Annotated in this window: 24 protein-coding genes and 1 pseudogene; 14 read left to right on the plus strand and 11 right to left on the minus strand. The window is 67.2% G+C overall.

Going from position 1 to position 20,409, the window contains the following annotated elements:
* The first annotated feature begins 318 nt into the window (after positions 1 to 318).
* The 3 genes from IEX69_RS20300 (at position 319) to IEX69_RS20310 (ending at position 3,295) form a co-directional block, all read left to right on the plus strand.
* Complete coding sequence (locus IEX69_RS20300) at positions 319 to 1,146, plus strand: M23 family metallopeptidase (protein ID WP_085021889.1); 828 nt, start codon at positions 319 to 321, stop codon at positions 1,144 to 1,146.
* Positions 1,147 to 1,262: 116 nt separating this feature from the next.
* Positions 1,263 to 2,747, plus strand: coding sequence for a cytochrome c biogenesis protein ResB (resB, locus tag IEX69_RS20305; protein WP_229756509.1), 1,485 nt, complete (start codon positions 1,263 to 1,265; stop codon positions 2,745 to 2,747).
* Positions 2,748 to 2,770: 23 nt separating this feature from the next.
* A complete protein-coding gene (locus IEX69_RS20310) occupies positions 2,771 to 3,295 on the plus strand; it encodes a DUF3093 domain-containing protein (RefSeq protein WP_229756510.1) in 525 nt (174 codons plus the stop codon).
* Between the two features lie 436 nt (positions 3,296 to 3,731).
* Here IEX69_RS20310 and IEX69_RS20315 read toward each other — a convergent pair whose 3' ends face one another.
* Together IEX69_RS20315 and IEX69_RS20320 are read right to left on the minus strand one after the other, a co-directional pair.
* Positions 3,732 to 4,010, minus strand: a complete 279-nt coding sequence (locus IEX69_RS20315; RefSeq protein WP_085021891.1) for a hypothetical protein — start codon at positions 4,008 to 4,010, stop codon at positions 3,732 to 3,734.
* A complete protein-coding gene (locus IEX69_RS20320; protein WP_085021892.1) occupies positions 4,007 to 4,240 on the minus strand; it encodes a hypothetical protein in 234 nt (77 codons plus the stop codon). The genes IEX69_RS20315 and IEX69_RS20320 overlap by 4 nt, the downstream gene beginning before the upstream one ends.
* Positions 4,241 to 4,308: 68 nt before the next feature.
* Between IEX69_RS20320 and IEX69_RS20325 the strand changes: the two genes are divergently transcribed.
* Positions 4,309 to 4,584 (plus strand): SOS response-associated peptidase family protein, encoded by a 276-nt coding sequence (locus IEX69_RS20325; protein WP_174604652.1) that lies wholly within the window; start codon positions 4,309 to 4,311, stop codon positions 4,582 to 4,584.
* 11 nt (positions 4,585 to 4,595) lie between these two features.
* Here IEX69_RS20325 and IEX69_RS21015 read toward each other — a convergent pair whose 3' ends face one another.
* The 8 genes and pseudogenes from IEX69_RS21015 to IEX69_RS20355 form a co-directional block, all read right to left on the minus strand.
* Positions 4,596 to 4,853 (minus strand): hypothetical protein, encoded by a 258-nt coding sequence (locus IEX69_RS21015; protein ID WP_229756511.1) that lies wholly within the window; start codon positions 4,851 to 4,853, stop codon positions 4,596 to 4,598.
* Between the two features lie 183 nt (positions 4,854 to 5,036).
* Entirely contained in the window at positions 5,037 to 5,270 is a 234-nt protein-coding gene (locus tag IEX69_RS21020) for an ATP-dependent DNA ligase (protein WP_229756512.1), read from the minus strand.
* 104 nt (positions 5,271 to 5,374) lie between these two features.
* Positions 5,375 to 5,521, minus strand: a pseudogene (locus IEX69_RS21235) (ATP-dependent DNA ligase); the annotation flags it as partial.
* Positions 5,522 to 5,530: 9 nt separating this feature from the next.
* Positions 5,531 to 5,887 (minus strand): DUF2188 domain-containing protein, encoded by a 357-nt coding sequence (locus tag IEX69_RS21025; protein WP_229756513.1) that lies wholly within the window; start codon positions 5,885 to 5,887, stop codon positions 5,531 to 5,533.
* Positions 5,888 to 6,120: 233 nt separating this feature from the next.
* Positions 6,121 to 6,621: a ParB family protein gene (locus tag IEX69_RS20340; RefSeq protein WP_157127537.1), complete on the minus strand. Its 501-nt coding sequence runs from the start codon at positions 6,619 to 6,621 to the stop codon at positions 6,121 to 6,123.
* The gene (locus IEX69_RS20345; RefSeq protein WP_085021896.1) at positions 6,618 to 7,496 is read right to left on the minus strand and encodes a ParA family protein; all 879 of its coding nucleotides are present in this window, start codon (positions 7,494 to 7,496) and stop codon (positions 6,618 to 6,620) included. The genes IEX69_RS20340 and IEX69_RS20345 overlap by 4 nt, the downstream gene beginning before the upstream one ends.
* A gap of 113 nt (positions 7,497 to 7,609) precedes the next feature.
* Entirely contained in the window at positions 7,610 to 8,131 is a 522-nt protein-coding gene (locus IEX69_RS20350) for a hypothetical protein (protein ID WP_085021897.1), read from the minus strand.
* A 36-nt stretch (positions 8,132 to 8,167) separates the two neighbouring features.
* Positions 8,168 to 10,048 (minus strand): hypothetical protein, encoded by a 1,881-nt coding sequence (locus IEX69_RS20355; RefSeq protein WP_229756514.1) that lies wholly within the window; start codon positions 10,046 to 10,048, stop codon positions 8,168 to 8,170.
* A 751-nt stretch (positions 10,049 to 10,799) separates the two neighbouring features.
* Here IEX69_RS20355 and IEX69_RS20360 point away from each other — a divergent pair.
* The 3 genes from IEX69_RS20360 to IEX69_RS20370 are packed head-to-tail and all read left to right on the plus strand — an operon-like array spanning position 10,800 to position 12,683.
* Positions 10,800 to 11,294: a hypothetical protein gene (locus tag IEX69_RS20360; RefSeq protein WP_085021899.1), complete on the plus strand. Its 495-nt coding sequence runs from the start codon at positions 10,800 to 10,802 to the stop codon at positions 11,292 to 11,294.
* A 2-nt stretch (positions 11,295 to 11,296) separates the two neighbouring features.
* A complete protein-coding gene (locus IEX69_RS20365; RefSeq protein WP_085021900.1) occupies positions 11,297 to 12,277 on the plus strand; it encodes a hypothetical protein in 981 nt (326 codons plus the stop codon).
* A complete protein-coding gene (locus IEX69_RS20370; RefSeq protein WP_085021901.1) occupies positions 12,264 to 12,683 on the plus strand; it encodes a hypothetical protein in 420 nt (139 codons plus the stop codon). Before IEX69_RS20365 ends, IEX69_RS20370 begins: the two co-directional genes overlap by 14 nt.
* Position 12,684: 1 nt before the next feature.
* Here the strand turns inward: IEX69_RS20370 and IEX69_RS20375 are convergent, their stop codons facing one another.
* Positions 12,685 to 12,999 carry an ArsR family transcriptional regulator gene (locus IEX69_RS20375; RefSeq protein WP_085021902.1) on the minus strand — a complete coding sequence of 105 codons (315 nt, stop codon included), beginning with the start codon at positions 12,997 to 12,999 and terminating at the stop codon, positions 12,685 to 12,687.
* Positions 13,000 to 13,140: 141 nt separating this feature from the next.
* On the opposite strand from IEX69_RS20375, the gene IEX69_RS20380 reads away from it, so the two are divergent.
* Genes IEX69_RS20380 through IEX69_RS20410 form a run of 7 tightly spaced genes read left to right on the plus strand, consistent with a single transcriptional unit; the run spans position 13,141 to position 19,854 of the window.
* Positions 13,141 to 13,551 carry a hypothetical protein gene (locus IEX69_RS20380; RefSeq protein ID WP_188760999.1) on the plus strand — a complete coding sequence of 137 codons (411 nt, stop codon included), beginning with the start codon at positions 13,141 to 13,143 and terminating at the stop codon, positions 13,549 to 13,551.
* Complete coding sequence (locus tag IEX69_RS20385) at positions 13,542 to 15,053, plus strand: hypothetical protein (protein ID WP_157127538.1); 1,512 nt, start codon at positions 13,542 to 13,544, stop codon at positions 15,051 to 15,053. The genes IEX69_RS20380 and IEX69_RS20385 overlap by 10 nt, the downstream gene beginning before the upstream one ends.
* 23 nt (positions 15,054 to 15,076) lie before the next feature.
* Positions 15,077 to 15,727: a hypothetical protein gene (locus IEX69_RS20390; protein WP_157127539.1), complete on the plus strand. Its 651-nt coding sequence runs from the start codon at positions 15,077 to 15,079 to the stop codon at positions 15,725 to 15,727.
* Positions 15,724 to 16,017: a hypothetical protein gene (locus IEX69_RS20395; RefSeq protein WP_085021793.1), complete on the plus strand. Its 294-nt coding sequence runs from the start codon at positions 15,724 to 15,726 to the stop codon at positions 16,015 to 16,017. The genes IEX69_RS20390 and IEX69_RS20395 overlap by 4 nt, the downstream gene beginning before the upstream one ends.
* Positions 16,014 to 16,766: a DUF8175 domain-containg protein gene (locus IEX69_RS20400; protein WP_085021905.1), complete on the plus strand. Its 753-nt coding sequence runs from the start codon at positions 16,014 to 16,016 to the stop codon at positions 16,764 to 16,766. Before IEX69_RS20395 ends, IEX69_RS20400 begins: the two co-directional genes overlap by 4 nt.
* On the plus strand, positions 16,763 to 18,364 hold the full coding sequence (locus tag IEX69_RS20405; RefSeq protein WP_157127540.1) for a hypothetical protein: 1,602 nt from the start codon (positions 16,763 to 16,765) through the stop codon (positions 18,362 to 18,364). Before IEX69_RS20400 ends, IEX69_RS20405 begins: the two co-directional genes overlap by 4 nt.
* Positions 18,361 to 19,854: an SCO6880 family protein gene (locus IEX69_RS20410; protein WP_085021907.1), complete on the plus strand. Its 1,494-nt coding sequence runs from the start codon at positions 18,361 to 18,363 to the stop codon at positions 19,852 to 19,854. Before IEX69_RS20405 ends, IEX69_RS20410 begins: the two co-directional genes overlap by 4 nt.
* Positions 19,855 to 20,409 lie beyond the last annotated feature (555 nt).

The raw sequence follows: 20,409 nt of genomic DNA on the forward strand, positions 1-20,409 counted from the left end.
GGGCGCGACGCCGGAACTCCGGCGACTTCGCAGCAGGCATATCGGACTCCTCACTGAGACGATCATCGCCTCAACTCAGGTGTCCGGGAAACCGGGTCAAGCTCCGATCTTGCCACGGCTCAACAGACCGCGATCACACTGACCACCAGATGGGACGTCGCTCAAGGCGAAGCTGACGCAGCCGCGGCACGGGAAGCGCAGCTACTGGACCAGGTCAAGCGTGCGGAGACTGAGGCGGCGAAGACCAAGCTGACTGTCGGACAGCTGACTGCACAACTCACCCGCGTAGGAGGAACCGACCAACTCACCGCACGGCTCATGCTGAGCGGAGACACTGCTGATGACTTCCTGAGCCGGCTCACCTCCAGCAGTCAACTCACCTCCTCGATCTCTGCTCTTTACAATCAGGCGAACACCGCAGCGAACAACGCCGCCGCACTCGCCGACCAAGCCCGCATCGCAACCACCGAGCGTGAACGCCTCGCCGGCGAAGCCGCTACCGCCATGCAGGAAGCAATATCTGCGTCACAAAAGGTCGAAGCGAGCCTGGTCGAACAGCAGGCAACAGCCGAGACACTGCGAGCTCAGCTCGCGGTACTCACTGAGAACCGTCAGGCCACAGAAGCGGACTACGCCAAGGGCGAGGAGGTGCGGCGGGCGGCGGCAGCCGCCGCCGCCGCGGCCGCCGCCGCCGCCCGCGGATCAGCTTCGCCTCAACTGGACAGCGGACAGCTCTCGGACCAAGGCTGGACTCGACCCGTGGGAGGCCGAATCTCCGACGGCTTCGGCCCCCGCGTCGCCCCTACCGCCGGCGCCAGCACATACCACAACGGCGTCGATCTCGGAGCCAGCTGCGGCACACCGGTGTACGCAGCGTCGGCAGGGACCGTCAGCTACGCCGGGTGGTATGGCGGATTCGGCAATTGGGTGCAGATCAGTCATGGTTCTGGCGTGCAGACAAGCTACGCCCACAACAGCCAGCTCCTCGTCAGCCCCGGCGACACCGTCGCCGCAGGCCAGTTGATCTCGCTTGCTGGCACAACCGGCGTGTCGACAGGATGCCACCTGCACTATGAGATCACCGTCAGTGGAACCCGGATCGACCCTGAACCCTTCATGTCGGCCCGCGGCGCGACGTTGGGATGATCGTGGCTCGCACTGCCGACGCAAGTCGACCAGACGATCACGTCGACGCCGCGCTCAGCCCAGCCCCCTCCGCGGGAAGGGGCTGGGCACGGTGGGCGTGGCGACAACTGACGAGCATGCGAACAGCGTTGTTTCTGCTACTCCTGCTTGCGCTGGCGTCCATTCCAGGATCCCTGGTCCCTCAACGCAGCTCGGACCCGAACGGCGTCATCCAGTATTTCAAAGACAACCCCGACCGTGCCGCGATCCTCGACGCTGTCCAAGCCTTCGACGCATATGGCTCACTCTGGTACTCCAGCATCTACCTCCTGCTGTTCATCTCGCTGATCGGCTGTGTTCTTCCCCGTGCACGCCATCACTGGGAAGCGATGCGAACAGCTCCCCCCCGTACCCCCTCGCGCCTGTCACGACTGCCTGCTCACCTCACTGCAACAATGGGCGCCAGCACAGACGACGCACTCAACTCCGCGCAATCGCTGCTACGCAAGGCCGGCTACCGCGTGGCCCGATACGAGACCCCCTCCGGGCCCTCCCTCTCCGCTGAACGGGGATACCTTCGCGAGACCGGCAACTTGGTCTTCCACCTCTCGCTTGTGGGAGTGCTGGTCGCCGTCGCTATAGGCGGCCTTTACGGGTACTCCGGCCAGCGAGTCGTCATCGAGCAAGAAGGATTCGCAAACACTCAAGGCGCTTACGACAGCTTCAATCCCGGGCGCCTGTTCACCCCTGAGATGCTGCCGCCGTACTCCCTCGCCCTCAACGAGCTCGCCGTGACGTACGAGACCGGCAACCGCAACGCACTCGGTCAACCTCTCGACTTCACCGCCAACGTCTCCGTGACCGGAGCCCAGGCAGAATCGACATCCCGCACAATCCGCGTCAACGAACCGCTCGAGATCGCCGGAGCCGACATCTTCCTTCTCGGCAACGGATACGCACCGCAGATCACCGTCCGTGATCCCACAGGAAAGACCGTCTTCTCCGACGCTGTCGCATTTCTCCCCCAAGACTCCAACCTGACCTCGCTAGGCGTCGTCAAGGTCCCGGACGGACTTGAGCAGCAAGTCGGAATGCTCGGCTTTTTCTACCCCACAGAGGCAACCAGCACCAACGGTGCGAAGTACTCCTCTTTTCCTGACCTTATCTACCCCGCCATGACACTCAACGTATTCACCGGGGACCTCGGACTCGACTCCGGAGCACCCAAGTCCGCCTATTCCCTGGACACTGACTCCCTGACCCAACTCACCGGCTCAGAGACCGGCACGGAGTCTCTCCGCCTCCGCCCGGGCGACACCGTAGACCTCCCACAAGGCCTCGGAACAATCACACTCGAATCCGTGCGCCGCTTCGCGTCCTTCGATCTCAGCTACGACCCGGCCCAGGACGCAGTCCTACTGTTCGCCATCACAGCCACAGCCGGCCTCCTCACGTCACTGTTCATCCCCCGCCGCCGCCTCTGGATCAAGGCCACACCCGCGGACAACGGTCCACTCCAAATGCACTACGCCGGACTTGCGCGCGGCGATGATCCTCGGCTCATCGACGCCGTCGAAAAGCTGCGCGAAGAACACCTCACTCGAATGGGAGAAAACACTTGAGCCGTTCGCAACAGACCGCATCGGTGATCTATCGCGAACGCATGCGACCCTCTATCACCGTCTTCTTCTCCACTGCTTTGGTCATCCCCGCCAGCCTGGTCGTCTTCATCCCCATCAATCCCGAGTCCGACATACCAGGCCCCGTCGTTGGAGCCACAGTCGGAGTTCTGCTCTACAGCGGGATCATTGCCTTGCTATATTTCAGCTCCCCCGTGATCGGTGTGACCGCCACAACGCTGTACGTGGGACGGGCCCACATCCCCCGAGAGCACCTCGGAACGGCGTCCGCGCACACGGGTGCCGATGCCACCGCCGAGCGAGGACCTCGCCTAGATGCGCGCAGCTACTTTTGTATACGCGGCTGGATCAGGCCCGTCCTCAAAGTCACCCTCACCGACCCCACGGATCCCACCCCCTACTGGCTTTTTTCCACCCGGCAGCCCAACCGACTACTCCAGGCCTTGCAGCTGCCCCTTCCCACCTCCTTCACGCAACCCGCGATCGGAAAAGACGCCCCCGAGAATCCCGCGCAGCCCGAGGCGTTGTAGCAGAGCCGCAATAGTGGTCCCTGAAACCTGACCTATAAGGCCTGCACAGTTCGATCCTGACGTCAGATCGAGGATCGTGACAAGCATCACAACGACGATGTCAATTGCCCGTCGAGCGTCAAAGCGAAAGTGGTGGTAGACCCCGGGTTATCGTCCATCTGGCTGGAACGCCAACTATGACGTGACTGCCACCTACACCTCCGTGATGGCCGGCGACCACTGCGCCGAAAAGATCGACTGCGACGCCGTCTGAAACTCCCCGGCCGACGCGGTTGAAGACCCCGGCGCCGCAGAACAATGCCCGGATCGAGAACATGACCATCTCTACACCGGCGATGGGGCCGTCATGCTGTGGCGGCCGGACGCCGAGCACGACGTCTCGCCCGCCAGTCGGGGTACTCCGACGTCGCGTCGCGCCGATCGACCGCGAACCCCCTCACGGCGCCTCCCTCCGCGGATTCGTGACGGCCGAGCGCCACACCCACGCCCGCTGAGTGCCGCCACCGAGCACGCCGTACTCGACCAGGGCCACGCGCTCGTTGAACGCCAGTACCCGGCCCTCGACCTCGACGGTGGCCTCTGGGTAGCGCACCCACGCCTTTACCCGAGGCGGCGTGGCCGGCTCAGTCGTCTCGCCTTCGGACCGCAGCTCCTCGTCGGTGAGGGTGATCGGCTTGGGATGGGTCAGGAAAGCGTTGACGGCCTTCCATGTCACGCGAACATCACGGCGATGATGAGTTCCGGTGCTTCAGACGCGAGTGGTGCCAGCCACTGCACGAGGAAGTAGGAGTCGATTCCGAGTGAGGTACCGGAGTCGACCATCGCTGTTGCGAACGGCTCTGCGGCGGTGAGGATGATCGCGGCTGCCGCAACGAACATGGCGACCACGGTGATGCGGCGTGGCCTCGTGGGCATGTCGGCGATGAGCTTGGCGGCGCCGACCAAGTCTTCTTCGTGTTCGGTCTCGGCTTGGCTAGCTCGCCACAGGTAGAAGGCGAATCGACGATTGGGATGTGCGGTTCGCGATCATCACCCGCGAGGCCCGGGACGCCTCCGGCGAGATCCACGACCGCATGCCCGCCTTCCTCACCCCCGACGCCTGGGATGCCTGGCTCTCCCCCACCGACCTCGACGACCCGTCCGAGACGGTCGACATGCTCATGTCGACGTCAGAGACCGTGGCCTCTACGATCACCACGTACCCGGTGAGCAAGGCGATCAACAACGTCCGCGCCCGGCCCGTATGGGACGACCCCGCGCTCCTGGATCCCGTCGAGGTGAGCGACTAGCGGACCGACGGTCAGCGCTCCCGCTCGGCGACGTCGGCAGGGTCGAGCCCGGGTCGAGCTCGTAGGTAGCGGACGGCGTGCCGGAAGGACCGACCCGACCAGGCGACGTCGGTGGAGATCTCGACCATGATCGGCTCGACGAGCGTGAGCTCGACGAGCTCGCGTCCGCTGGTCCCGAACCGGCCCAGTGCGCCGGGCTTGATCTGCGCCGGCCAGGGATGCCCCTCCCCCACCGCCGGCCGTAGCTCCCCATCAACGGGCAGGCCCACCACGAGCTCCTGGGGCTAACGGGCAGGGCCGATGACGGCGGCGCAGATCACGTCGAGGGTGTCGCGGTGCTTGACCTTCACCCACTGCCGCACGCCCCCGCCGTACCGGTCACCGGCACCCTTCATGACGAGCCCCTCGATCCCGGCCGTGTGCAGCTGCTTGAACCATGCGGTCGCCTCGTCCTAGTCGGTGGTGGCAGGCGAGAGGTTCAGGGGCGGGGCCCAGTCCTGGGCGAGCTGCTCGAGGAGGGTCCGGCGATCGCGGAGCGGTAGCGAGCGTGCGTCCTGGCCGTCGACGGCGAGGAGGTCGAATGCGGCATAGGACGCCGGCTGCTGGTGGGCGAGGCGCTGCACCGCGGCAGGGCTGGTGAGCCGCTTCTGCAGCGCGTCAAAGACCAGCCGGTCCTCGGCCCACACGACCGCCTCACCGTCGACGACGTAACCCTCAGGCAGCTGCTCCCCGCGGCCGCCGCGAGGTCCGGGAAACGCCGAGTGAGATCCTTCCCCTGGCGAGACCACAGCGTCACGTCGGCGTCGCGGACGATGACGAGACGGAACCCGTCCCACTTGGGCTCGTAGAGGCACCCACCTGGCAGCGCGTCCGACCCCGGGATCGTGTCGGCCAGAGCAACCTCAGGCGGGCGCAGCCCGGCCGGGAGGCCGCTCATGACCGGGCCTCAGCCGGGGATGTTGCGGGGGTCGTGGCCGTAGCTGTTGCGTTCGCCGATCTGCCCGTTCTCGTTCCGGATGATGTGCTCCCGCTCCAGCCGGCGTGCCTGCTCCCGGCCCGCATCCACCGCTTCGGCCTTGGTCTTGAACGGGCTGCTGGTGCCCTTCTCCCCCTCGACCCGGTTGTGCCAGGCACCGTCCTGGTGAAACGTCTCAACATCTCCTGCAGGCATGACAACTCCGTTCTGTATCAGTCGACGACGGCTGCACCGAGAAGACCGCAGCGCACGAGCTTCGTCGCGCCCGCCCGCGATCCCGACGGCTGCCGCGCCAGCCAGGATCACCGCCCCGAGGACCCATCCCATGAGCGCGACCATACGCCGAACGATCGATGTCGGGGATGCGAGCTACAGCCTTGAAGGTCACCGCCGTCATCCGAACGATCGCGACCCAAGAAGTCACCGGCGAGGGCACTGACTACGATGCCGCCCGGGCAGCTGTCGACGCGCAAGCGCCCGAGGGCTTCCAAGTGCTCTCGTACTCCGTGGAACGCTGTGTGGCCCGCGAGCGAAGGCGGGACGGCCTCGGGCGCTGAGGTTCAGCGCCCGGCGGGGCGGCCCTGCCGGAATCCCCCGTCGTTCTCTTCGAACGGCTGCCCCTCGTTGAACTCCTCCGCGAGACGCTCGAGCTCCCGCACCAGGGCTCCCTCCACCAAAGCCGAGAGCGAGACGTAGCCGCCTTCAAAACGGCTCGTAGAGAGCACTGCGGTCTCCGCCTTCTTCTTCAGCGACTGGCGAATGGCGAGCGTCGTCGGGATCTTCGGATCCGGTACGAGAACCTTCGGCGCAGCTTTGCGCGCGGGCGCCTTGGCCCGCGCGGGCTGGGCCGCTGGGCCGCTCTCCCCTGCCACGGAAGGTTCCGGGGTCGCTTCGATCGTTGGCGCAGCTGAGGTGCTACCGACCCCGACCTCGAGCGGCCGCTGCGTCCCCTCTCCCTCTGGCTCAGTGGGCGTCGACGGTGTCCGAACGGTTTCCACGTGCGGCGTGAGCTTTTTGATGGGGCTGGCGGATCCTGGTCGCTGGCGCTGCGGTGCGCTCATGCGTTGCCTCCGTTCGTGAGAAACGATCGATCGAACCGTTCGGCGAGGGCGTCGAATAGGCCGACGGTCTTGCGGGAGTTGCGGTCGTTGTAGGCGGACAGCGACACCGCCGCCGCGTCAGCCTCTACGAAGCGTGACCAGTCAGGGATGTATGGCGGATTGACCGTCACGCCGCCGTCCGGCCAGTGGATTGGTCCTTTCAAGTTCCAGACCAGGTCGCCGAATTCCTCCTCGATCCCCTTCACCTGGAAGTCGTGCTCGGCGGTGGGTTTGCGCCGAGTCACCACTACGCCGCCAACAGTAAGCGTCGGGTTGTCGAGGTCTTCAGCGTGGCGCTCCACGAAGTCGCGCACTCGGATCGCGGCCTCGATCGAGTCGAATGTCGGGTCCGTGGGGATCAGGATCGAGTCAGCAGCGGCCATTGCCATCTGCACGAGGTGTCCGAGGTCGGGACGCGTGTCGATCAGGGTGACGTCGTACTCCTTCGTCCACCCCCGCAGGGTCTTCTTCAACCGCTTGACTGCGCCGAGTTGCGCGGCCTCGCCTTCGCGATTGATCAGATCGAATCGTGCCGGGAGAACGTCGATGAATGCGGCTTCTGGAGTCGGTTCTCCAACGTCTGTGCGCCAGCCGGCCGGGACAACTGCCCCCTCCCCCACTCCTTCCTCGCCAGACTTGACGACTTCAGACGTGGTGACGATGGGGTCGTCAGGGTCGACGGTGATACCCAGGCGACGGGTTGAGTTGGCTTGTGGGTCGAGGTCGACTACGAGAACGCGGCGCTGGCGGCGTGCCAGCGCCGCCGCCAGCTGAACCGTGAGGTTGCTCTTTCCGACGCCACCCTTGTTGTTCGCGATCACGGCTGTGAATGTCATGGCCGAGTCCTCTCTATCGCAATCAATAGTGCCATACTGCCATCAATAGTGCTATACGTAATTAATGCAATATCTCTGTATTGTATTAGTTACGTATATCTTGTACGGCGGGATCAATCTTGTCGGGAGGGCTCGTCTGTGTAGCGTTCGACGTACTGCACTTCAACGCTCAGCTGAAGAGCAGCAGCAATCGCTATCGAGCTCCAGCCCGCCTCGACGCAGAAAGGTCGCTCGGCGGAGGCAGAGATTTGCACGAGCTCGATCGACTGCGGATCGAGCCACGAGAGGAACCCGTCCGTATCGCCTTTAAGGATGTGCGGCAGCACGGCCGGTATGACGGCGGGGTCGTCAGCGCTGCGCCAGCGCCGTTCCGGGCTTAGGTACGCGATCTGGGACGCCTCGACCGAACGGCCCACAACGTCCATGAGCGACCCCAGTCTGTCGAACGGGATTCCGTCGAGGGGGAGCGGATGGTCCTGGTCGAGACGCACCCATTGCTGGGCGAACCAGGCGAGCCCCGCTTGCGTCTGGGAGCCACCGTTGGCGCCCTGGATGCGAAGGATCGCGTCGCGTGCCCGCTCTAGGGCCTGCCTGAGCCCGTCCTTCTCGCCCGCCTCGGTAGTTCCTGTCTCCACCTCGTCCCCTCCCGTCTCGTCGCCGCCCGCACGAACTTATGCCACGTCGCCAAGGTACTGCCAGCGGCTCTCGGGACTCACGACGCCAGCCGCGACGAGGGAACGTGCCGCCCGGTGCTCGGCAAGACCTGCAGGCGTTCGCGGGTATCGGGGCCACGACCGCTCTCCGGGGGAGGACCCCTCAAACAGCGGTCGACTTGTCGCGTGGCCTCGCCGTCGACGTCTGCGGGGAGCGGTGTGCATCGCGTCCAGCTCCGCCAACCACCAGCTCCACACTTCGCGCTCGAGCTGGTAGCGCTCGGACCGCCTCTGAAGCACACCTCCTACGCCGAGCTCTTTGGCCACAATCGCACGTCTATCGCGAGGGTTCGGCCGCCAGCTCAAGTCCGCGTGGCGCCGGATCAGCTTGTGGTGGGTTAGACGACTCATGGCACGTCGTGCGTGGCGTAGGACCGTCCCCAGCACGCGCGCGGCGTCAGCTTCATCGGTCACCGTGCGCTCCCTCGTCTCTGCGAACAGCCGTCCAGCCATGTGTCCGAGACCTCCGCGCGTGAACACATCGTGCCGACCGTCAACAAGCTCATTCTCCAGTTCCACAGCGAGTGCGCGTCGGCGGGCGAAAACCTCTGGAGCTGTAGGGGGGCGGGGGTTCTTGATGGGTTGTGACCGGACTGGTACGGAAGCTGTGGAAAAACGGTCGCTGAACCGCCATTCCGCAGCGTTCCCGGTGTCGTCGCTGGCGACGCTCCGACGGAGCAGTCCGTCGTCCGAGAGCCGCCGGAGTGCGTCTGCAGCCGTCGTCCGTCCCAGTCCTGTGAGCAGCGCGACAGTGCGGATGGGGGCAGCCACGGTGGCCTTCCCTGTGGCGATGGTGAGGTAGGCGATCGCAGCGAGGACGCTTCTGGCGCTCTGGCCCGCCTCGGTGTGCGCCCATCGGCCGGGGGTGGCTCTGATGTGGGTCATGGCGGCCTCGATGACGTCGAGGCGCTGAACGAGGTCGTCGACGTCGATTGCCTCGGCCGGAGGGCCGCTTGGGCCCAGTACGGCGTGAGTGCCCGCGATCTGCTGGGCTTTCGCCCATTGGCGCTCGAGGCGAGCGTGGCGCTCGGTGGGGTGGCGGGGCCGGCGTGCGCCGCCACGCCCGGTGTTCTTCGTTCGGTAGTGCTCCATTCCCGGCGCCGTCTCGGCGGCGCGCTGGACGTCAGCGAAGCTCCACCCGGCGTGTGCAGCGGAGAGGAGACACATGAACCCGGTCCAGGATGGGTTGTCCCCACCCCGGATTGTGGCCATGTGGCTCTCGCCGGCCGACGACAGCCTCCGGTGGGCTCGTCTGGTCTTGGATTGCGGCTGGGATGACGGCGCTGCCTCCGGCACCAGGGGCGGGCAGGCGGCGAGGAGCGCCTCGCACAAGCTGTCGATCTGCTCGGCGGATACTTCCGAGTGCAGGAGAGACTCGGGGGACCCGCGGAGGATCTTCGATCGGGATCCGTCGCGGTGGGGTGAGAGAGGAGGCCGCGCCGCTCCTTCTCGTGCGTTGGCGAGCATCCCGTGGTCAAGCGTCGAGTAGAGGGCGCGCGCGGCGCGACCGAGACGCCCGGCGAGGGCCTTGTCGATGCCTCCGGGGATGTGGACCCAGATGTGGCGGCCGCCGGTGCCGGAGGACTCGCAGAGCGCGTGGGTCACCTGGAGGCGGTCGAGGATGCGTGAGAGCGCGTCGGCGTCGTCTGCGGCGGCTTCCATGAGGTCGGGGTCTGGTTGTCCGGCCTTCTTGCCGTCGAAGTCGAAGCAGAGCAGCCGGAATGTTCCGGTGTCGTCGGCGAGGTACATCGCCCACGGCGTTGAGGGAGCCTGGACGCGCACGGGGTGCCTGGCGGGGTAGGAGTTACCGGCGAGCTGCCCGTACGCATCGCGGCGCATGACCGTCACTCGATCGCGAGGGGACAGCCAGCGCGTGAGTTCCCATGCCGCCTCATCAAGCGAGAGGCCCCCAGGAAACGCCGAAGAGAGCGTGCGCGAACGCGGGATATGCGTTAAAGTCAGAGCTAACTCCTTTCGGAGTGCGGAAGAGCCTCCCGGCTCAACCGGGCTTTCGTTTCGGATGAAGCTCTGAACCTCAGCGTCGCCAAACTTTGAGGGTTTAGAGCTCCAGACTTTGGGAGCGGCCCGTCACCTCGGTGGCGGGCCCTTTCTGCTTATGCGGCCTGGTTCGTGGCCTCCTGGGGAAGCGGAAGTTCGTTGGCACGGTCCCGGGGCTGGGAAGGTGCGTACTCGGGCATGCCGAGCGCTTGGGCGGCGAGCGCAACGAGGTACTCGCCGTAGGACAGGCCTTCCCGATCAGCGTTCTCTTTCAAGATGGCGCCGAAAGGCACGGGTGGTCGCGCGAGAATCGCGTCGCGCTCACCCTTGTTCGGCCTCCCTGTGCGATGTCCCATGTGGCGAGTCTCAACGAATTTCGTTAAAGAAAAGTGCGGACACGCCGCAGCTGGGGGAATGGAGCATCGAGAATCTGCAGCTCGGCACTCGGACATGGGAGCCATGCTATGCACAAAATGGGAGACCGGTGAATATTAAGCATCGCACCATTTATGAAGCAAAGCTTTCCGGATAGACTTGCCGCGCTGGTAAGTGGGGGCAACGCTGGCCTGAAGAGGATCGGAGGGGTCTTCCAATGGGTAGTCGCAATGTACGTCGTCTCGACAAGTGGGCCAAGGAGCAGCTCGACGAGATGGGTTTCCCGGCGGTCATTGCTCCAGGCGAGTTGCACGCCATGATCGAGGAGCGGTTTGGCAAGGGAATCTCGATCAGCCCCGCCGACGGGAGCGTGATACCGAATACGACAGTGAGCGCGAAGGGCGCGCGGATCGTGTCTCCCGCCCGAGACTTTGAGTGGTACCAGAACCACGAGTGCAATCACGAGTATTGCCATCTTCTCCTCGGGCACAACCTGGCGAAGGCGACCGAGGAGGCGCTTGCTGAAGTTACGCCCGATCTGCCTCTGGGAAAGGTGCTGGAAGCGGTGACGGTCTATTACCGGTGTGATCTCGACTCGATCGAGGAGCAGCAGGTTGAAGCCCTCGCCGACGAGCTGAGCCTCCGGCAGCAGCGCGGACTGCGCCCTGCTCGGGCTACCTCCGGTTTCGAGAAGGCTCTCACGGACGGCTGACCGTGGAGATCGCACTCGCAGCAACCAGCGCTCTGGCGATGCTCTCCATCTGGGGGCTCGTGACCGTGGCGCTGCTCGCTAAGGGCTTCCTAGGGACGAAGCACCTGCTGATGGGTGCGTTCTTCACCGCTACGGGCGTGACCCTCCGGCAGTGGTGGGCCTTCGACGTCGTCGAGGGCCTCACCGGACACCGAGGGGTGACCGTTCTTCTGTTCGAGGCCTCTTCAATCCTGGCCATCATGTGGCTGACGTGGATCGGCTTCTTCGTCATGGGCGGCGAGGACCTGGTGAGACGCCACCGCAATGCTTCCGTGACCGCGGCCGCGGTCGCTCTGGCGGTGCTGGTCTGCCTCTTCGTTGGATCGGACTGGCACCCCACGGAGGCATTCATGTTTTCGGAGCTGCATGACTGGCGTGCAGCGGCGTTCACGTCCGTTCAGTGGGTTGCGATGGCCTGGATGGCCATCGTCGGCTACCTCGCTGTTCAGCGCGACTTCAAGATCTCTGCGACCCGCACCAGCAAAGCCACGGTCATCCTTATCGGTATCGGCAGTCTTCTGGCCATGGTCGCGGTCCTGTTCCAGGGGCTGCTAATCGTCCTCGCCTCCACGGGTGTGCCTGCGAGCGACTGGCTGGACTGGGGCAACATTACGATCAACGTTTCGGGCGCCTTCATCATGGGCGGGCTTGCGGTGGCGCCGCTCGCAGCACTGCCAGCGGCGATTCGAAGAGACCACAGGAACCGGGCTTTGCTGATTCGCTCGTACCCGCTGTGGCGCAAGCTCGTCGACGCCGATAGCCGGTTGGCTATGAACGCAGGCGCCGCGCGGTTGCGTGACATCCTCGGGCCAGCCTCTGATCGGATGGTGTGGCGGCGCCGAGTTGAGATAGTCGACGTGTTCTCCCGAACCAGGGTCGACCTGGACGAACACGATCGAGCAGTGCTGAGAGAACTGGTGGGCGGAGCAAATGGACGGTATTGAGCAGCGCAAAAAGGAACTCGCTAGACGTGTCAATCTGCTGATCGACGCCCTCGTCAAGGACGACGAGCGCGCGACTATCTATCGTGACATCTCGGCCGCCCTCAAAGAGGACGGCCTGTCGATGTCGCGGGTGCGCTGGGGCTATCTCCTTTCTGGGGACGGCTACCTGGTGAGTGACGACGCACTACTTGCGGGAATTGCCCGCTACTTCGAGGTCGACCCGACCTACCTGACGACGTGGGGTGAGGCTCCTCTTCCTGACCGGGTGGAGAAGCAGCTCGACCTCGTCAAGGCGATGCGTGAGCAGCGGATTACCGCGTTCGCCGCCCGCACCTACGGACGGGAGCTCTCGAAGGACGCGGTGGAGAAGATCACCGAGATCCTTCGACAGGACTTCGAGTCCTGACCTAGGACTGCCCGAGCTCCTGACGCTCTAGCCAGAGCTGCAGGAGCTCGGCGTAGAGCGGTCGGTTCAGCCGATACTGCAGCGTCATCCCCGGCCGTATCAGTTCGCGCGGCCGATCGGCTTGCACGATTTCAAGCTCCATCAGTGCGCGGAGATGCCGATCCAGCGTGGCCCCTTTCAGCTCGGTGGCCGACGCGAGCTGCGCTAGACGTACTCCAATGTGGGCGGGCTCCTTGGCCAGCGCCGCGAGGATGAGCTGGCGCGGGAGAGAGCCGAAGGCCTCGTCTACGAGTTGCCGCTTATCCACGCCCACCATCTCATCATTCTCTCAACTATCAGGCACAAAGACACGTCGGTAGGTTCGCATCACAAATGATACAGGCATGACACTGTTTGTGTAGGGTTCACTGTATAGGCGACACTATCCATAGTTAGCTACTCAAACAGGGGACGCGACGTGAAGCAGACTCGAACCTCGGCCGTCGTGGACGCCTCGGCCATTCCCTCGCTTGAGGCCGAGGCTGTCCCTGTCGGCACGGTGCTGCGCTGGCGTCGCCTGGATTGGGCGCCCGTCGGCACCGAGCCCGACGCGGCCCCGGACGGCGGCCAGCTGATCCGGGTCACCGCGCACACTTTCAACGGCCGCGCCTGGCACCTTCGAGCGCCCGCTGCCCCTGTCGCTGCACGAACCCTCGCGACAACGGGGATCCTCGGCAGCCTCGCCGACGTCGCGACCTGGATCGAGGACACCGTCACTCGCGGCGGCTGGGGGAGTGTCTGCGCCCTCGGCCTGCGGGCTCTCACCGCTGGTCAGGGCGTGGCGGTCGACGCGCTGCTACGAAACCGGGAGACGGACTCATGGCAGTGAGCGCGGGGACTCAGACGACGGTCTGCGAGAGCTGCCATGCCCCGATCCGGCGCGCGCATGCACGGTTCTGCACCTCCTGTGGTGCCGCGATCGACGCGCCCGACATCAGCGACCTCACCATCCCTCGACGTGTCGCGCGCGACCTGATCGGAGACCTCCGACAGCCCGCGCCTGCGCCTGCGGAACCGTCGGCACCGGTGATCGTGGTCGAGGCGGAGGACATCGACGACGTCGTGGTCAGCCCTCCGATCCAGCTCGACGCCGACGAGCCCGCCAGCGCGGCCGAGGACGGCCTGATCGACGTGCAGCCGCTCCCGGCCGCGGCGCCGCAGCTTCGCGTGCTGGATCTTCCCGGCAGGGTTGCTCCGGGTAAGGAGCTCGTGCTCCGTCCCAGCCGGGCCCTGGCCCGGCGGGTGCTCCCAGTTCGTCCGTTCCGCCGGCGAGGTCCTCTCGTCGCCGCGGCGGCCGGGGTGGGCGGGTTGGCCCTCATCGCCGCCGTGGTGTGGGGTGTGACCGGCCTGCTCACCGGGCCGTCCACCACGACCGGGCCGGCGCCGGCCGCCGCGGCTGCAGTTCCGCTGACGGGCTGGAGCGCCGCGCCGGTCTGGTCGTGGTCGGGCGCGGCCGACGACGTCGTGCTCAGCGCCGGCGGCTCCCGTGTTGGGATCCTCGGCGACGGAGAAGCGACCGTGCTGGACAGCTCGGGCGTGACCGTGACGACTGAGACGGCGACTGATGCGGCGGAGTTCCTCCCCGTGAGCGTCGGTGGCGTTTCGGGGCTCGTGCTGCTGGATGGGTCGACCCTCACGTCCTGGATCGGTGACGCTGCTCCGGTGCAGGCTCAGCTGCCGGACGGCGCCACCGTCATCTTGAGGGCAGGGGCGCTCATCGCTGGCGCTGAGGGGTGGGTGACGGCGCAGCTGCTGACTTTGGACGGTCTGGTGACCTACACCAGTCCGCGCGCGGGCACGGTCCCGATCGGGGTCACCGCCGACGACGGCATGGTCTGGGCGTCGTCACGCGGGGAGGCGCTCGTCGGTTCTCCGGTCGGCACCGTTGCCCGCACCATCCCGATCAGCGCGCCGGCCCAGGGTGTGACGCTCTCGGGCTGGCTTGCGGCGACTGGCGACACGATCTTCACGACGTGGTCGACGCCGGCAGGCCCGGCCGTCGTCGCGACGTCGGCGACAAGCGGCGCGCTGCACGGCCAGGCAGCGGGGACCGATCTGGTGTGGTCGCAGGACTTCACCCAAGCCGCCTCCGGCGCCGCAGTGTTCGACGCGGCCACCGGGGCCGTGTCGACGCCGGGTGCGGGGTTCACGGCCACGACCGGTTTCGGGTCGGGGTTCTACGGCGCGTCCGGCACCCGTCCCGCCGTGCTCGAGGACGGAACGGTCGTGGTCTCGGACCAGACCCCGCCGTCGACGCCGACTGGGCTCACCTCGTCCGGAGATCTCGTCCTGGCCAAGGGCGACTCCGTCACTGCTTACCCACATCGCTAACCCCATCGGAAAGGCAGACCACCATGTCCAGAAAGCTCCACGCCACGGCGACGGTCACCCTGATCGGTGCCGCCGTTCTGGCCGGCCCCGCCGTGCTCGCCCACGCCGATCGGACCGATCCAGAGGCCAGCCCTACCGTCTCGGCGCTTCCCGCACCCCTGCCCGCGCAGGCGGCCGCCGACGCGGACGACCCCACGGACCCGACGGACCCCACCGACCCGACCGACCCCACCGATCCCACCGATCCCACAGACCCCACAGACCCGACCGACCCCACCGATCCCACAGACCCGACCGACCCAACGGACCCAACGGATCCGATGGATCCGTTCAACCCCGTGGATCCCACGGATCCAGGGGAGCCGGCCGTGACCCCGTCCGAGCCTGCATCACCGGCTCCTGCGGCCGATCCGTCGAATGAGTCCTCCGACAGCGGACCCTCCACGTCCGGGCCCTCGAGCGGCAGCCGCAGCGGCGGCAGCTCCTCCGGCGGAAACGGGTCGGGATCCCCGACCTTGGCACACACCGGCGCCGACATCGACGTCCTGGCCCCGGCCGGGATCGTGGGCCTTCTCGCGGTCCTTGGCGGCGGGCTGCTGCTGGCCGTGAAGCGTCTGTCCCCGATCTTCGCCGCGCCGCGGCGGAGCACCTTCAAGAACGGAGCGAACCGATGATCCTGCACACCCTCACCGACCTGATCCAGGCCGTCCCCACCGTGGACTTCCCCGAGCCGTCCGGCGGCAACAACATGCCCGGCGCTGACAAGGTCAGCGCGATCCTGGGCGTGATCAAGTTCTACGCCCTCGGCGTCGGTGTGGCCGGCATCATCATCGCCGGAGCCCGCATGGCCATCAGCCACGGCCGAGGTGACGGCGCCGCCCACATCGGCACCCTCGGCTGGGCGGTCGCGGGAATCGCGGTGGTGGCGATGGCGGTGTCGATTGTCGGATTCGTCGTGTCATGACCGACACCCGACCGCACTCCCACCGTCGCACGATCCTGCTGATCGTCGCCGCGATGATCCTCGTCGCGCTCGGCGCCGCGATCACCTGGATCATCACCACGAGCCCGGGGGAGGGCGACGCGATCCCGGTCACGCCCGCCCCATCGGCTACGGACGACTCCTGGGCGGAGTCGGTCTGTGGCCTGGAAGGCTTCGAGGAATCCGGTGAGCTGACCACGGCTCCGACGGTGTCGTGGGAGAGCGTCGAGGGCGGGCAGATGCCGGTCAGCGACACCGCCGGCCCGGGGAAAATCTCGGACGCCGGCGTGCGGACCTGCTTTGCGCACACCCTGGAGGGTGCGGTCCTCGCGGCCGCCTGGGCGGAGTTCCCCTACGGCCAGTCGTGGGCCGCTGAGCGGGAGTATTGCGAGGAGGGCCTGACGGAGGGCGCCGGTCAGGACGTGTGCCGCAGCAGCCACCCCACCGTCGACCCGCCCGCCGGCAACTGGGTGCCTACCTCCTACGGTGTCTCGGTCGTCGGCGTCCAGGTCGAGTCCTACACCGCGACGGATGCGGTGGTCCAGGTCGGCACGACTTCCACCGTCGGCGCGTACCCAAACTCGGTCGACACGGTGCGTCTGCGCTGGGTGGATGGGGACTGGAAGCGGTACTACAACGAGAGCACCGGCGGGTCGCTGCCGATCTATGAGTTCGACACCGTCAAGTCCTTCGACGGGCTCGGGCTGCTGCCGTGGGGGCCGGCATCGTGAGCGTGATCGCTGCGAACCCGATCGCCGACTGGTGGCTGCAGGACATCGCCGACAAGGTCGCCGAGTTCGTCGGCACCGTCGCAGGCTCGATCGGTGCCGGGTGGCTCGCCATTGGCACCCCGAACCTGATCGGCCACGCCAACGGGACCTCTTCGTCCAGCGCCGCTCAGGCGCCGAACGCCGCCAACGTGACGGAGCTGCTGGGCGCGGTGCAGGTCATCAGCGTCGTCCTGGTCCTGGTCGGGGTGATGGTGGTCGGCGCCCGGATGGCGGTGGCGCACCATCGCGGCCACGGCCTGCTCGAGGTCGGGAAGCTCGGCTACATCGCCGCCGCCGGCCTGCTGGTCGGGGCGGCCGGCCTGGTCGGGTCATATGCCCTCCCCGGCATGTCCGGTGGCGGCGGGACGGTCCCGTTCGTGCGCGACGCGCTGTGGTGGTGGACCGCCGCCGCGGTGGTGTTCTCCGTGCTCTTCGCGGCCGGACGTACCGCGTTCACGCTCCGGAAGGAGCCGTTGATCGACCTGTTCCGGTCGTTGCTGACTCTGCTGGTCGTCGCGGCCGCGAGCTTGTGGGGGATCCAGCTCGCGGTGCAGGCCGCCGACGGGTTCTCGATCTGGTTCATCGAGCTCACCGCCGGACGCGAGGGCGGGTTCGGGTCGAACCTGATGGCACTGATGGGCGGCCTCACCGCGCCGACCGGGGGAGTGGGCGCGCTCGGGGTCGTCGTCGTCGGGATCATCGCCGCGCTGGCCGGGATCGTGCAGATCGGATTCATGCTGCTGCGCTCGGCAATGATCGTGCTCCTGACCGCGACACTGCCGACCTCGGCCGCGTTCACGAACACCGACATGGGGAAGTCCTGGTTTAAGAAGAACCTCGGGTGGCTGATCGCGTTCATCCTCTACAAGCCCATCGCCGCGCTGGTGTACGGGATCGCGTTCCTCATGGTCGGCGCGGACTGGACCCAGGGGTGGGACCAGCTGATGACGATGATGCTCGGCGTCCTCATGCTCGGCCTGGCGCTGGTGGCGCTGCCGGCGTTGATGAAGTTCATGGTGCCCGCCGTGTCACCGCTGATGGGTGGTGGCGGCGCGGGCGCCGGGGTCGCTCTCGCCGCGGCGGCGGGCAGCGTCGGCGGAGAGCTCGCCTCGCACGCGATCCGCAGCAGCAGCTCCAAGTCCCAGCAGAGCGTCTCGTCGTCCAGCTCGAGCGAGCAGATCACCACCGGCAGTGGCTCAGGGCCCGCGCCGAGCGTGTCCCGCACCGGTGCCGCGCCGTCGACGTCGAGCCCGTCCACCTCCGCAGGTGAGGGATCCGCCGCGGCCACGTCGGGTAGCAAGACCGCCGCGACCGGGTCCGGGAGCGGCACCGCGGCCGCGAGCACCTGCACCGGAGCCGCCGCGGGGTCGGGCGCCGCCGCGGCAGGATCCGGCGCCGCTGCAGGCTCAGGAGCTGCCGCCGCGGGATCCGCCGGCGCGGCCGCCGCGGGCCCCGCGGCCCCGGCAGTGATCGCGGCTCAGAAGGCGGCGGAGCTGGGTCTCGCCGCAAAGAACGCTGCCGCGCAGGCGGCCGAAGGAAGCACAGGAGAACAGTCATGACCAGCACGCCGGCGCAGCCTCGCGTCTACTCTCACGTCGACCGGATCCGCTCGGCCGGGATCCTCGGCCTCAGCTTCGCCGGAACGATCGTCCTGTTCGGCGGACTGATCGCCTCGATCATCACCCTCATGGTGTCCAACCTGTGGGCGGCCCTGGCGGTGTTCGCCCCGGTCGCGGCCGCGCTGTGGGTGACCAGCCGGAAGGACCAGCACGGCCGCTCGCTGTCGCAGAAGGCCCTCACCCGCATGGGATACGCCTCCGCACGCCGCGCCGGACGGACCCGCTACCGGTCGGGCACGGTCGGCGCTATCGCGTCGGGCCGGAACGAGCTGCCCGGGCTCGCGGCGGCATCGACGATGAGCGAGTTCCGGGACTCGTGGGAACGCCCGTTCGGGCTGATCCACCACCCCCACCCCGGCCACGTCGTCCTCGGTTTCGCGGTCAGCCCCGAGGGCGGCGCGCTGGTGGACAACCACCAGATCGACTCCTGGGTGCGGGGCCTGGACGAGGCGCTGCGCTCGTTCACGGTCGAGCCCGACGTGATGGCCTGCCAGATCATCGTCGAAGCCGCTCCCGGCACGGGCGCGAAGCTGCACCGTCTCGTGCAGACCTCCGTCGACCCGAACGCCCACGCCGTGCCCCGACAGGCGCTGGACGAGCTGCTGCAGCTGCTCTCCTCCGGCGCCGTCGTGCTCCAGGCCTACGTGACGATCACGTTCACCACCCGCACCGCGGAGGGCGGGAAGCGGTCGGTGCTGCAGATGGGCCAGGACCTCTCGGCCCGGGTGCCGTTCTTCGCCGAGATCCTCGGCATCACCGGCGCCGGCCAGGTCCGGCCCTTGTCGGCGCAGGAGTGGTGCGAGGTGATCCGGGTCGGTTACGACCCGGCCGCGCAGACCGCGATCGAGGCCGCCCACCACGACGGCCAGACCCCGGACCTGTCCTGGTCCGACGTCGGACCCGTCGCCGCGGACGCCGAATGGAGCCATTACCGGCACGACTCGGCGGTGTCGGTGACGTGGCAGATGACCGGCATGCCGCAGGGCATGTGGACCGCCACCGTCCTCGCGCCGCTGCTGGCCCCGCACGCGCGCATCGCCAGGAAGCGGGTGACGCTGCTGTACCGGCCGATCGACGTCGCCGTGCAGAACACCGTCGCCGTCGCCGACCGCAAGACCGGCGGCTTCCTCTCCTCCGGAGGCGCCCAGGACACGGTCGCGCTCGAGAACGCCAAGCGCCGCGAGGAAGCCGTCGCGCAGGGAGCGGGGCTGGTGAACTTCGGGATGCTCATCACCGCCACCCTCACCGACGAATCGCAGATCCCCGACGCCGTCGTGGCGATCGAGGGCATGACCGGTGCCGCGCGAGTGCAGACCCGGATCGCGACGGGGATGCAGGACACCGCATTCGCGGCCGCGCTGCCGCTCGGGATCGTGCTGCCGCTGCACCGGGCGATCGGGAAGGCCACCGCGCAGAGGAGGGGCCGCTGATGCTCGCGACCGCGACCAAGCTCGGCAAGAAGCTGCTCGGGATCCCCACCACCGAGAACGGCACCCGCGGGCCGGGGCTGCTCGGCTGGCGCGGCCCGGACATGGGGACGGCGGGGGTGGCGTTCACGGCGCCGGAGTTCCGGGCGTCGACGAACCAGATCTGCGGCATGTGGCCCTTCGCCGCCGGCTCCAGCGTCCCCATGGTCGGCACCCCGCTCGGACGTCACCAGTTCACCGGAGCCCCGGTGTGCTGCGACCCGGTGTCCTGGTTCCGGGCGGGCCTGATCCGGAACCCGTCGATGTTCATCCTCGGCGAGCCCGGCCTGGGGAAGACGAGCGTCATCCACCGCATCTGCACCGCCCTGTATGGGTTCGGGACGATCCCGATCGTGCTCGGCGACATCCGCCCCGACTACATCGGCATGATCCGCGCGTTCGGCGGTCAGGTCATCACCATCGGCGACGGGGAGCACTACCTCAACATCCTCGACCCCGGCGACCTGCCCGACGCGATCCGGCTCCTCGAGGACGCCGCCCGCGCCGCCAACGTCGCCG

Source organism: Cnuibacter physcomitrellae (genome assembly GCF_014640535.1).
Classification (GTDB): domain Bacteria; phylum Actinomycetota; class Actinomycetes; order Actinomycetales; family Microbacteriaceae; genus Cnuibacter; species Cnuibacter physcomitrellae.

Bases quoted from the DNA above. Each gene is read 5' to 3' on its own strand.
- IEX69_RS21025 (WP_229756513.1), bottom strand. From the start codon at position 5,887: ATGGGATGGGTCCTCGGGGCGGTGATCCTGGCTGGCGCGGCAGCCGTC.
- IEX69_RS20355 (WP_229756514.1), bottom strand. From the start codon at position 10,048: ATGCGCCGCGATGCGTACGGGCAGCTCGCCGGTAACTCCTACCCCGCC.
- IEX69_RS20410 (WP_085021907.1), top strand. From the start codon at position 18,361: ATGACCAGCACGCCGGCGCAGCCTCGCGTCTACTCTCACGTCGACCGG.
- IEX69_RS20300 (WP_085021889.1), top strand. From the start codon at position 319: ATGCTGAGCGGAGACACTGCTGATGACTTCCTGAGCCGGCTCACCTCC.
- IEX69_RS20385 (WP_157127538.1), top strand. From the start codon at position 13,542: ATGGCAGTGAGCGCGGGGACTCAGACGACGGTCTGCGAGAGCTGCCAT.
- IEX69_RS20400 (WP_085021905.1), top strand. From the start codon at position 16,014: ATGACCGACACCCGACCGCACTCCCACCGTCGCACGATCCTGCTGATC.
- IEX69_RS20340 (WP_157127537.1), bottom strand. From the start codon at position 6,621: ATGAGCGCACCGCAGCGCCAGCGACCAGGATCCGCCAGCCCCATCAAA.
- resB (WP_229756509.1), top strand. From the start codon at position 1,263: ATGCGAACAGCGTTGTTTCTGCTACTCCTGCTTGCGCTGGCGTCCATT.
- IEX69_RS20370 (WP_085021901.1), top strand. From the start codon at position 12,264: ATGGACGGTATTGAGCAGCGCAAAAAGGAACTCGCTAGACGTGTCAAT.
- IEX69_RS20375 (WP_085021902.1), bottom strand. From the start codon at position 12,999: ATGGTGGGCGTGGATAAGCGGCAACTCGTAGACGAGGCCTTCGGCTCT.
- IEX69_RS20345 (WP_085021896.1), bottom strand. From the start codon at position 7,496: ATGACATTCACAGCCGTGATCGCGAACAACAAGGGTGGCGTCGGAAAG.
- IEX69_RS20360 (WP_085021899.1), top strand. From the start codon at position 10,800: ATGGGTAGTCGCAATGTACGTCGTCTCGACAAGTGGGCCAAGGAGCAG.
- IEX69_RS20390 (WP_157127539.1), top strand. From the start codon at position 15,077: ATGTCCAGAAAGCTCCACGCCACGGCGACGGTCACCCTGATCGGTGCC.
- IEX69_RS20395 (WP_085021793.1), top strand. From the start codon at position 15,724: ATGATCCTGCACACCCTCACCGACCTGATCCAGGCCGTCCCCACCGTG.